This window comes from Synergistales bacterium, from assembly GCA_021736445.1.
Classification (GTDB): Bacteria; Synergistota; Synergistia; order Synergistales; family Aminiphilaceae; genus JAIPGA01.
Window position 1 is genome coordinate 1 of record JAIPGA010000081.1, and the last position, 11,374, is coordinate 11,374.

Annotated in this window: 9 protein-coding genes; 7 read left to right on the forward strand and 2 right to left on the reverse strand. The window is 60.2% G+C overall.

Annotation, left to right across the window (positions count from 1 at the left end):
• Positions 1-43 precede the first annotated feature (43 nt).
• The gene (locus K9L28_10160; GenBank protein ID MCF7936689.1) at positions 44-652 is read right to left on the reverse strand and encodes a hypothetical protein; all 609 of its coding nucleotides are present in this window, start codon (positions 650-652) and stop codon (positions 44-46) included.
• Positions 653-928: 276 nt separating this feature from the next.
• Positions 929-1,675 carry a MurR/RpiR family transcriptional regulator gene (locus K9L28_10165; GenBank protein MCF7936690.1) on the reverse strand — a complete coding sequence of 249 codons (747 nt, stop codon included), beginning with the start codon at positions 1,673-1,675 and terminating at the stop codon, positions 929-931.
• A gap of 613 nt (positions 1,676-2,288) precedes the next feature.
• Here K9L28_10165 and K9L28_10170 point away from each other — a divergent pair.
• The 7 genes from K9L28_10170 (at position 2,289) to K9L28_10200 (ending at position 10,977) form a co-directional block, all read left to right on the forward strand.
• Positions 2,289-3,413, forward strand: coding sequence for an ornithine cyclodeaminase family protein (locus K9L28_10170; GenBank protein MCF7936691.1), 1,125 nt, complete (start codon positions 2,289-2,291; stop codon positions 3,411-3,413).
• 348 nt (positions 3,414-3,761) lie between these two features.
• On the forward strand, positions 3,762-4,760 hold the full coding sequence (locus tag K9L28_10175) for a TAXI family TRAP transporter solute-binding subunit (protein MCF7936692.1): 999 nt from the start codon (positions 3,762-3,764) through the stop codon (positions 4,758-4,760).
• Between the two features lie 94 nt (positions 4,761-4,854).
• Positions 4,855-6,777 (forward strand): TRAP transporter permease, encoded by a 1,923-nt coding sequence (locus tag K9L28_10180; protein MCF7936693.1) that lies wholly within the window; start codon positions 4,855-4,857, stop codon positions 6,775-6,777.
• Positions 6,778-6,897: 120 nt separating this feature from the next.
• Positions 6,898-7,902, forward strand: coding sequence for an agmatinase family protein (locus K9L28_10185; protein ID MCF7936694.1), 1,005 nt, complete (start codon positions 6,898-6,900; stop codon positions 7,900-7,902).
• Positions 7,903-8,109: 207 nt separating this feature from the next.
• Complete coding sequence (locus K9L28_10190; GenBank protein ID MCF7936695.1) at positions 8,110-8,277, forward strand: hypothetical protein; 168 nt, start codon at positions 8,110-8,112, stop codon at positions 8,275-8,277.
• Positions 8,278-8,785: 508 nt separating this feature from the next.
• Positions 8,786-9,937 carry an ornithine cyclodeaminase family protein gene (locus tag K9L28_10195; GenBank protein MCF7936696.1) on the forward strand — a complete coding sequence of 384 codons (1,152 nt, stop codon included), beginning with the start codon at positions 8,786-8,788 and terminating at the stop codon, positions 9,935-9,937.
• 230 nt (positions 9,938-10,167) lie between these two features.
• On the forward strand, positions 10,168-10,977 hold the full coding sequence (locus tag K9L28_10200; GenBank protein MCF7936697.1) for a hypothetical protein: 810 nt from the start codon (positions 10,168-10,170) through the stop codon (positions 10,975-10,977).
• Positions 10,978-11,374: the final 397 nt, after the last annotated feature.

Here is an 11,374-nt window from a genome sequence, read left to right on the forward strand (position 1 = left end):
GGTCCGGGGGGGCCGATAATGCCTTTGGGAAAGCGGTCTGCCGTTATTGCAGTTCCTCGAGAAGTCTTTGGTCTGTGGACACCGCTTCTTCGAACATCTCGAGCATCTTCTGGTTCCGTTGCATCCGGTTTGCGAGCTGCTGTCTCAGGAATTCGGTGCTCACTCCGGTGCCTTCGCTTTTCTGTTCCTGCTCCTGTTTGGAGAGCTCTGCGAGGTTGGCCCGGACCTTTTCCATGGTGGTGTCCATGGCCTTGAGCTGCTGTTCCAGGTCGGCCACACGGCCTGCATTGGTCTGGATCTGCTTGCTCAACACCTTGAACTGTCTGTCCATGGTTGCCGCCAGCTTTTTGACTTCCTCCTGGCCGCTCTCTACACCCTCTTCTTTCAGCGTTTCGATCCGCTGGGCCATGGTGTCGATCAGTTTCGACTGCTCGGAAAGCGTCTCCTCGACGGCGGCAAGCTGCGCGTTGACGCCCGACTGGACGGAACCGACATTGACGATGGCATAGATAGCGAGAATCGCTACCACAATAACGCCGATGGTGACGTACATGCTGTGCTGGTCTTTGCCGAAGATCTCCGCGAACCAATCCTTGTTGTTGTTTTTCTTCTGCTGCTGCTTGCGCTGCTGCGGCCTGTTCTCCTGCGCCATACCACATTCCTCCCCAAGTTATAGTGTCTTCAAGAGTATACGTGTGCTTTTTCACTGTCAACCGGAAACCTGCAGAGAGCGTTCACCCGACCTGCTGCCCAATGTGCCCGGCAACCTTGCAGCGGAACGCGCCTTCGGTTGCACAGGTTTTCCTGCGTTTCGGAGGGCAATGGGCAAAACACGGCAATTATACCATAGTCCTGCTGCAGGAAGAGAGGAAGTGTCTGCCGATATCCCTTTTTCGGGAATGGGCAGCTTTCCCCGTCGATTGCATCCCTAGTAGGTGATCTTGTTTTCCACCAGGACCTTCCCAAGGCGCCGCAGCCGATCGGTGGCCTGATCCTGGAAGTGACGTCCTATCTCGACAATCAGCGCTTCGATGACGTTGACGGCGGGAATCAGCGAGTAGTGTGTGGAATGGACGGGAACGTGCAGCAGCTCTGTGGCCGCCGGAATGCCGGGGTTGGTGAGACTCGAGGTGAGGAGGATGACGGGAATCCCCTGCTCTTTGGCGAACTGCACCGCCTGAACGGTTCGGATGGCGAAGTGCGGTCCACCCAGCGAGATGGCGAACAGCACGTCATGCTTGCTCATGTTGAAGAGCTCGGCGAACATCTCGTCGGACCCGCAGGGGCCGATGAGATGGACATGACCGAGGAACTGGTGGAGCATGGAGTGGAAGTACACCGCCAGGCCTTTCGTGGAGCGGAGTCCCAGGACATGGATGCTTTCTGCCCCGAGGAGGAGATCCCTGGCCCGCTCGAAGGAGTGGCTGAGATGCTCCGTCATGGAGGCGTGGATATTGCCGATGTTGTCCTGGGAGACGCTCCGCAGGATGCCGTCGGCGGCCTTCTCACCCCAGGAGTCCTCCAGCTGCCACCAGAGCGGCGAACTGGTGGAGATCAGCGTCTTCTGAAGGTCATTGAGAAAGTGCGTAAAAGAGCTGTACCCCAGCCGGCCGATGGTCCGCATGACCGTGGCCGGGCTCACCTCGGCGCGACGGGCCAGCTGTTCGACCGTCATGAAGGCCACCTCCTGGAAGTTCTCCAGCACAGCCCTGCATACCGAACCCTGCTGTGACGGGAAGGTCTCAGCCCCCTGCCGCATTTTCTCAAAGAGTGGAAGATTTATATCTCCGGTATTCCTTTTCATTGTGTTCCCCCCAAGTCTTGCAAGGCGGTCACCCAGGCTGAGCAACAAGTTAAGAGTATAGCACCTCGCGAAGCGTGTCTATGGCATCGTGCCACTACACGGGAAATCTGTGGCTTTGCCATGGGCCACGCAGTACGCAGCCAAAACGCCCATTTCTCTTCTTGACAATTTGCGAAAAAATTATATCATACATGGCGGAGGGGCAGGGATATGCCGAATGATCGGATGTTGCGAAATGGATATTTCTTTCAAGGCGGGCAGTGTTGCACGGGTTGGGAGGGGCGTACAGGTCTGTAGGCAGCGTATCAGCTGTGATACACAAGATACCGCGTCGCTGGAATGGATTTTTTGAGGAGAACGAAGTGTGCTGCGTCTGTGCGAGTTTGTAATTGGAGAGAGGCGGACAGTGCAGGGGGATTCTTTTGAAGTGCATTCTGAAGCTGGATTAACCATAAAAAAATTTCGTCACGGAGGATGATGTGTGATGTCAAAGAATTGGGAGTTTCTCTATCTCAGCCAGGAAGACTGTGTCGCCGCCGGCGGGGCCAATATGGGCGGCACCATGCAGGCCACGGAGCGGTCCTTCTTTCTCCACGGCAAGGAGGATTTCATCCAGCCGGGCAAGCCGGTGATCCGCTGGGGCGGACCGGAGACCGAGGAGACCACGGGGCGGATCATGTCCATGCCCTCCTGGCTGGGCGGGGAACAGTATAAAGAGGAGCTAATGAAGCGCGGGCTTCTGGGCCCGATCAATACGGCGGGGATCAAGTACATCCCCAGCAGGCCGGAGAACCCCAAAAAGCACGGCCTGCCCAGGGCCAGCGCGCTGATCGTCATCCTCGATCCGGAGACGCTGCACCCCATGTGCGTCATGGACGGCGCCATCGCCAGCGCCATGCGGACCGGTGCGGCCTCCGGCGTGGCTGTGAAGTACCTGGCCAGGCCCGATTCCAGGGTGATGGGCCTGGTGGGATCCAGCGTCCAGGGCAAAACGCAGCTCATGGCCTTCAAGAGCGGCATGCCTTCCCTGGAGGTGTGTAAGGTCTACTCCCGGACCAAGGCCAACGCCGAGCGTTTCGCCCGGGAGATGTCCGAGGCCGCCGATATGGAGATCAGGGCGGTGGACAGCGCCGAGGAGGCCTTCGTCGGTTCCGATGTCATCAGTACCGCCACCATGGCCCGCGAGTCCTACGTCAATCCCGAGTGGTACAAGGAGGGAGCCCTGCACACGGAGATCTCCTTCTGGGACACACCGCCGGCGGCGTTGAAGGTCTTCGACCGGATCTACGTGGACGACTGGTACCAGGTGAAACACCACGGTGTGGATGTCAGCTGGCGGGCCGTCCGGGACGGCGTCATCCCCGAGGACGCTGTCAATGGCGATCTGGGCAAGGTGGTCTGCGGGGCCCTGGAGGGAAGGAAGGACCCGAAGGAACGGATCTTTTTCAATCCCATCGGCATGGGGATCCACGACCTCTCGGAGGCCTTCAGGGTCTACAGCAACGCCCGGGAACAGGGGTTGGGAACCACACTCAGCCTCTTCGACGAGGCCGACAGCTGGCTTGCGTCGTTGTGTCTCGAAAAGGATAGCCTCAGGCAGGTGCAATAGGAGGATGTGCAAGTGCAGCAGAGCACGGCTCGAACCTTTTGTGCCATTTGACAAAAGTGTGAGAATTAAGTTATCTTCTAGCTCGCGAAAGCAGGCGCCGAAGATGCTGGAATTCCTCTAACGCAGTGAAGTCTTTCAGGTCTGGCGGAAATCTCAAAAGACATGAGGAAGGGAGGTGCCGAGAAACCGGATGAGACGGGGAGTGACAGAAAGTGTGATGCAATTCCCCGGGTGTATTCCACACAGTCCTTTTGGGATGTCCGGCCGGAAATGCGGTGCGTTTGTTTAAGAAAAAGAGTATGTGTCGATGGATAATTGATGTATTGGGTATATTAGGGAGGGAAACGCGTGAAAAAAAGTATATTAGGGCTCGGTATTGCACTCTTGTTGGTTGTAGCTGTGACGGCGTCTGCTGGCGCAATGGAGTTCGTGACCATCGTGACCGGTTCCACAGGGGGAACATACTATCCTGTGGGCACGATCATAGCGAACCACTGTAACCAGGAGCTGATGACCGAGGGGTACAAGTATTCTGCCCAGACTTCCGGCGGAACGACGGAAAACCTGGATATGCTGAAAAACGACGAGGCCCAGATGGCCATCGCCATGTGCAACCTCACCGGTTTTGCCTACACAGGGACCAATCGTTACGAAGGCGATGCCAACCCCAACCTGCGCTATGTCATGGCGCTGTGGCCCGAGACCTCCCAGTTTGTCTACGCCAAGGGCTCCGGGATCGAGGGCTGGGACTCCCTGGAGGGCAAAAAGATCTCCGTCGGGCCGCCTGCTTCGGGCACGGAGTTCAGCACACGGACCATCCTCAAGGCCGTTGCAGGCCTGACCTTTGACGACATAACCGCCGAATATCTTGGATACAGCGAGTCCTCCCAGGCGATCCAGAACGGCAGGATCGACGCCGCCCTTCTGGAAGCCGGCTATCCCACCTCCGCGGTGACAGAGCTCTACGCGGGCAGGACAGATGTGGATATGCTCCATTTCGACGCCGAAGCCAAGGACAAGCTGCTCGGCGAGGCCCCCTGGTACGCCCCCGTCACCATTCCGGCGGAGACCTACCCCGGCCAGGAAGAGGAGATCCCTGTGGTCGGCATCATGTGCTCTCTCGTGGCGCATCCCGACCTTTCCGACGAAGCTGTCTACAAGACCCTGGAAGTGGTCTTCGGCTCACGGGAGGATCTCCTGAAAGAGCACGCCGTGTTCTATAACGTCGATTTCGACAACCCCATGTCTGGGCTCTTTGGTGCTCCACTCCATGCGGGAGCAGTCAAGTACTACAGGGACAACGGGTTCACCGTGCCAGACAAGCTTCTGCCTCCCGAAATGAAATAAGCAGCCACTGTTTGTGGCGTACCTGCGGCCGGTGTGCCCGCTCTTTTCACGGGACACCGGTCGTACTCTATTATTTTGTGGAGTGTGATGTTCCGTGGATCTCTTGAAAAAGCTTATACCCAAGGGAGAACTGGTGCCCACCAGGCAGCTGTACGGCAGGGTCGGCCTGATCGCGCTTCTCCTGACCGTAGGCACCTCCCTGGTGCACGCCTGGATGAACAGCTTCGGTCTTCTGATGGCGATCAAGATGAACGCCATCCACCTGGGGACGGTGATGGCCATTGTTTTTCTCTACTATCCGGCCACCGCCAGGTCGCCCCGCGAGAACCCCAGTGTCCTTGACTGGGTGCTTGCCGGGCTTTCGTTGGCGGGGATGGCGTTTATCCTCCTGCAGTACGATCGGATTCTCGCGGACCGCCTCAATGTGATCCCCTTCGACCTTGTGATGGCCACCATGACCATGATCCTTCTGGTGGAAGCGAGCAGACGGGCGGTGGGCCTTCCGCTGACCATTCTGAGCGTCTTCTTTGTCTTCTATGCCAAGTACGGGATCTATTTCCCCGGCCTTTTCGCTCACCAGGGATTCAACTGGAGGCGGATCATCATCCGCATGGCTCTGACCGACGAGGGGATCTACGGCGTCTCGCTGATGGTTTCTTCCACCTATGTGTTCATGTTCATCCTCTTCGGCGCCTTTCTGTCCGCCACGAAGACCAGCGACTTCTTTAATGACTTTTCACTCGCCCTGGCCGGGAAGTACCGGGGAGGGCCCGCAAAGGTGGCCGTCCTCGCTTCAGGCCTTATGGGAAGCATCTCCGGCAGCTCCCAGGCCAATGTGGCCACCACCGGCGCGATCACCATTCCCCTTATGAAACGGGTGGGCTACATGCCGCACTTCGCCGGTGCCGTGGAGGCCGCCGCGAGTACCGGCGGTATCCTGATGCCGCCCATCATGGGCGCTGCGGCCTTTATCATGAGCACCTTCCTGGGGGTGCCCTACGCAACCATCATGATCGCCGGGGCCACGCCGGCGCTGCTCTACTACCTGGCGGTGATGTTCATGGTGGACCTCCGGGCCAAGCGGCAGGGGCTACAGGGACTGCCCGCCTCGGAGGTGCCCCCTCTGGGGAAGACGCTGCTGGAGCGCGGCCATATGATGATCCCGCTCATCCTGATTATCTACTTTCTCATTGTGGGGTACACGCCGCTCTTTTCGGCCTTCCTGGGGCTCATGTCTGTCATCGTCCTGTCCATGATCCGGAAATCCACGCGCATGACCTGGCGGCAGTTCCTCACCGCCCTCGATATGGGGGCCCGGAATGCCGCACCTGTGGGGATCGCCTGCGGCATTGTGGGGTATATCGTCGGCTCGGTGGGTATGACAGGCTTCGGCCAGGTAGTGGCGCTGAATATCATCATGTTCTCCGGCGGACAGCTCTGGGCCGCGCTGATCCTCTGCATGCTGGCGGCCATCGTGCTCGGTATGGGGCTTCCCGCCACAGCCTGCTACATCATCACCGCCACCATCGCCGCTCCGGCGCTGCAGCAGATGGGGGTGGAGCCGATCGCCGCCCACTTCTTCGCCTTCTATTTCGGCACCATGTCCGCCGTCGTCCCGCCGGTGGCGCTGACGAGCTACACCGCAGCAGGCCTTGCCGGGGCGAGGCCCATGCGGGTCGCCGTGGTGGGCTTCGGCCTGGCGCTTTCGGGTCTGCTTCTGCCCTACCTCTTCGTCTATAACAACGACCTGCTCATGGTCAATACAACCCTGCCGAGCTACCTCTTCGTGCTTTCCATGGGCGTCGTCGGCGTCTATGCGCTCTCCGCCGGCATCATCGGCACCATCAAGGGCAATATGCCCCCCTGGGAACGTTTTGCCTTCGCCATTGTCGGCGTTTCCATGGTGGCGCCTCTGGGGGTGTACAAGCTGGGAAGCCTGGCCATCTTCTCGATCCTCCTGGTGCAGCACATTCTGCGGTACCGCGCCGGAGCGATCGCCCCGGAGGCTGAAGGATAGAGGAAGAAGCGCCACAACGGACGGTGTACCCCTGCCGGCCGGGCACCACATTCCGGCCGGCAGATCATGGACGGCCCCTTTGGGGGCTCTGGAATAAAAACAAAGATTGAGGTGTATAGGATGGACCAGCAGACACTGCCGGCCTACGCAGGGATCCCCACCTTTCTGCGTGCGCCGCAGGCGGAACAGAGTGAGCTCTCTGAGGGTTCGGTGGCCGTGGTGGGCGTGCCCTTCGACACGACCTGCGCTTCCAGACCCGGGGCGAGGTTCGGCCCGCGGGGCATCCGGGAGGGCACACTGCACTTCATGCACCAGATCGGCGCCCTCACCACGGACCGGAAAGAAATGGTGGATATCCGGACAGGCGAGCGTTTCGCCTATCCCTATAGGGACATCCTCTTCGATACCGGTGACGTGCCCCTCTACCCCTCCGATGTAGAGGCCACCGCCGAGGCCGTGGAAGAGGCGGTCTACGGCATAGCCCGAAAGGGCGCCTTTCCGGTGATCCTCGGAGGGGATCACTACATCACCTACCCCTGCTTCTGCGGATACGCCAGAGCTGTGGAGGAGCGGGACGACAAGGAGAGGATGGGGTACCTCCACATCGATTCCCATCTCGACCTGACGGACCGGACCGAGGCCTGGGGCGACCACTACCACGGATCGCTTGCGCGGAGAGTGGCGGAAACCGACTACCTGGAAGTTGCCGACATGGCCTGGGTGGGCATCGGCGGGAGCTTCCAGACCGCCGAGCGCTGGGAGTTCATCCAGCAGCACGGGCTTTCGATCTACACATCCCGGGATATAGAAGACACCGGGGTGGATGGAGTGATCGAAAAGGCGTTCCGGGAAGATCTGAGCCGGTGCAGCACCGTCTATGTCACCATAGACATTGATATCGTAGACCACGCATTCGCTCCCGGTACGGGCTCCTACGTGTTTGGAGGCATCTCCTCCAGCCGGTTCCTCCAGATGATGGAGGCCCTGAGCAGGCAGCCGCGGATCGGGGCGATCGACCTCGTCGAGGTGGCGCCGCCCCTGGATCCCACGGGCTGCACCTCCAGGCTGGCCGCCACAGGGCTCATCTCCTTTCTGCGGCCCAGAATATTTGATATGGTGAAATGATGTCTATTTTATAGAGAATGTTTTGTTCCGGAGGTTTCTCTGATATGTCTCTATTTGCTGGACCCCTTCGGCTAACGGGAACAACAGCTACCAGACAGCTGGAGAAATACATCCCCCGGCTTTTTCCATAGTGCCGCTTCATTGGATAGCTCGCTATCTGCGTACTGCGATGAGATAGACCCGGTGGTGTCATGTTTGAGATCCACCATGTGGGCGGTAATCATCCAACTTGTTCTCCCACTGTTCATACTGCTGATAGCGGGCGTGTACATCAGGGCCGCCGTGCCCTTCGTGGTCTGCATGCTGGCGATGATCACACTGCTGACGTTCTTCCCCGACATCGCACTCTTTTTGCCGAGCCTCCTCTTCGACTAGGCCGCGAGAAGAAACCGGACAGCAGAGCAAGCAAAAAGAGCCGGGGGGGATTCCCCCGGCTCTTTCGCGCGTCCCCGGCCGGAGCCGCGAAGGAGACATCCCTTCCCTGTGCACCCCTCGCCTCCGGGAGGCAGCAGAGGGGGGCGAAAAAACAAACATTCCGCCACTTGACAACGGGAGAAAAAGACATACTATACGGGAAGCATCGTGTATGAATATGCCGCTCATGGAGAAATTCGGAATGAATCTTTCTTCAATGGTTGCAGGAATCGGGTGATAGCACAGGAAGTTACCGTCGTATCTGGATACAGCGGCTGCTGCACTACGGGAAAAGACATTTTTGCGTGGGTGCAGGAGAGGAGCAACAGAGGGCTGATCGCCGCTACGGCAAAGTCACGTCGGCTTTTCGGGGCGGGGAATTTTTTTTGGGAAGCTTGCGGAATAAATATTTCCTTATCGCCTTGTTCGAGAAATATCATTATCTGGATATGTGGAGGAGGAGTTCACCATGGCAAAAAGTTGGGAGTTACTCTATCTCAGTCAGGACGACTGCGTCGCCGCCGGCGGGGCGACCATGAGCGGCACCATGCAGGCGACGGAGCGGTCCTTCTTCCTGCACGGCAAGGGGGATTTCATCCAGCCCGGCAAGCCGGTGATCCGCTGGGGCGGCCCAGAGACGGAAGAGACCACCGGGCGGATCATGTCCATGCCCTCCTGGCTGGGCGGCGAACAGTATAGAAAAGAGCTGGTGGAGCGCGGGCTGCTTGGGCCCGTCAACACGGCGGGGATCAAGTACATCCCCAGCAGGCCGGCAAATCCGAAAACGTACGGCCTTCCCCGGGCGAGCGCCCTGATCATCCTCCTCGACCCCGACACGCTCCACCCCATGTGCGTCATGGATGGCGCCGTGGCCAGTGCCATGCGGACCGGTGCGGCCTCGGGGGTGGCCGCCAGGTACCTTGCCAGGGAGGACGCCCAGGTGATGGGGCTCATCGGGGCCTCCGTCCAGGGAAAGACACAGCTGGCAGCCATGAAGTGCGGTGTCCCCACACTGCGGAAGTGCAAGGTCTTTGATATCAACCCCGAGGCCTCCCGGGCCTTTGCGGAGAAGATGGCTTCCGTGGCCGGCATGGAGATCGAGCCCGTGGGGTCCGCCAGGGAGGCCTTCGTGGGGTCCGGCGTGATCAGCACCGCCACCATGGCACGGGAGCCCTACGTGGACCCCGAGTGGTACGAAGAGGGCGCCTTCCATGCGGAGATCTCCTTCTGGGACACGCCGCCCGGCGCCCTGAAGGTCTTCGACGGGATCTACGTGGACGACTGGTACCAGGTCAAGCACCACGGCGTGGACGTCGCCTGGCGGGCCGTCCGGGACGGCCACATCCACGAAGAGGCCGTCAAGGGCGACCTCGGCAAGGTGGTCTGCGGCGACCTGAAGGGAAGAAAGGACCAGAAGGAACGCATCTTTTTCAACCCCATCGGCATGGGGATCCACGACCTCTCGGAGGCCTTCAGGGTCTTCACCAACGCTAGGGAGATGGGCCTGGGGCAGACACTCCCCCTCTTCGAGGAAGCGGACAGGTGGCTTTCGTCTCTGTCCCGGGGCACGGGCCTCTCCGGGCAGGACCGGCAGCGGCGCGAGGTCTGCTGTGTCCGCTAACAGGTGCTCATAGGTTGGCTGAAGGGGCACAGGCCGGTCCTTCCCTTCCGTGGGGAAACAGCCGGGGAATGACCTCCCCCCGGCTGTTTCCCCTTTGCCCCATGTGGCGTGGTATTCCGTGGTGCTTGCAAAAACGGGCGTCATCCTGAAAAGGCGAAAGACACCCCCATTGCAGGGGCGTGCCCCGCAACGGCGGGGTCTGAAGGAAAAAGGAGGGAGGCAGAGCTCCGATGCGGCTTTTTACAGGCGGCACGGTGGTCACAGGCGACGGCACCACGGTGCTGGAGGGGGCGACGGTGGTTGTGGCGGGGGAGTATATCGCCGAGGTCACAGAACGTGTGGACCCCGCCCTGGAGGCCTACGCTGAAGAGGTGGTGGACTGTACCGGCAAGTGCGTCATGCCCGGGATGATCAACCACCACCAGCACGGCGTCACCTTCGGCCCCATGTTCGCCGGCGGCTGCGAAAACTACGGCCGGGAGTTCGTCCTCGCCCACCTCGACAGATCCCTGCTGCAGGGCCACACCACCTTCATGAACGTGGACGGCTTTGCCACCATGGAGGAAGTCCGGGAGACCCAACGGCACCACCCCATCCGGATCAAGACGGCCACCACCCACACCCCCCTGAACATCGAGGCCGCCGACCTCTGCGACGGCGGCGGGCTGGCGGACAGGCACCCCCGGATAACAGTGGAAGAGATGCTTGCAGAAGGCGCCGTCTGCATCGGCGAGGTCGGCGGCGGGCATACCCTCGGCGGCGGGGGGCAGGACTACCTCTACATCCCCAGGGCCGTGAAAGAGCGTACCGGCAGGGAGATCACCTGCCTTCAGGCCCGGGCGATGATGGTTGCCGTGCTGGGCCGGTACTGCGACGCAGGCCACTACAACCGGCAGCGCGTCGCCCGGACGCTTGAGGAAAACGGCCTCGATAGTCTTCTCACGCCCGAGGAAGCGCGGGATATCATCTGTGCCACAACCGTTCCTCAAAACATGGACAAACATGACAATGCCCACACGTCACCCGAACGGTACTGGTGACGGTTCGCGTGCGGGAATCGCACCCGCAGCAGACGGTGTGGTCTCCCTCGTCGGGATCTTTTGTTGCTGTTGCGACCCGGAACGAGGGGATCGGCTCTCTTCCTGCCTTTTTGCCGACCGCCTGCGCGCTGCAAGCGCCGCTTCCTTTCGGGCGACCTTCCTCCAAAACGACCACACGTGCCCGCTTGAGATTCCTCGCGGGTAGGAGCGGGGCGTTACGGTCGCGGCGATTGGGTTGCTCCGAAAGGTATCTTCCATACCGGGACATGCCCCGCCGCGCGATGACCAGCGCGGCGGCCACATGGCCGGAAATCCCGTAGCGTTCGTTGAACTTCCATCTTCCGATGACGGAGCTGTAGGCGGGGTTCCGTTCGTAGACGGCAATCCCCCTGTCGAA

What these genes read in the sequence shown, in the direction of transcription:
- K9L28_10195 (MCF7936696.1), top strand. Translation starts at nt 8,786, where the DNA reads ATGGCAAAAAGTTGGGAGTTACTCTATCTCAGTCAGGACGACTGCGTC.
- K9L28_10185 (MCF7936694.1), top strand. Translation starts at nt 6,898, where the DNA reads ATGGACCAGCAGACACTGCCGGCCTACGCAGGGATCCCCACCTTTCTG.
- K9L28_10200 (MCF7936697.1), top strand. Translation starts at nt 10,168, where the DNA reads ATGCGGCTTTTTACAGGCGGCACGGTGGTCACAGGCGACGGCACCACG.
- K9L28_10165 (MCF7936690.1), bottom strand. Translation starts at nt 1,675, where the DNA reads ATGACGGTCGAACAGCTGGCCCGTCGCGCCGAGGTGAGCCCGGCCACG.
- K9L28_10170 (MCF7936691.1), top strand. Translation starts at nt 2,289, where the DNA reads ATGTCAAAGAATTGGGAGTTTCTCTATCTCAGCCAGGAAGACTGTGTC.
- K9L28_10160 (MCF7936689.1), bottom strand. Translation starts at nt 652, where the DNA reads ATGGCGCAGGAGAACAGGCCGCAGCAGCGCAAGCAGCAGCAGAAGAAA.
- K9L28_10190 (MCF7936695.1), top strand. Translation starts at nt 8,110, where the DNA reads ATGTGGGCGGTAATCATCCAACTTGTTCTCCCACTGTTCATACTGCTG.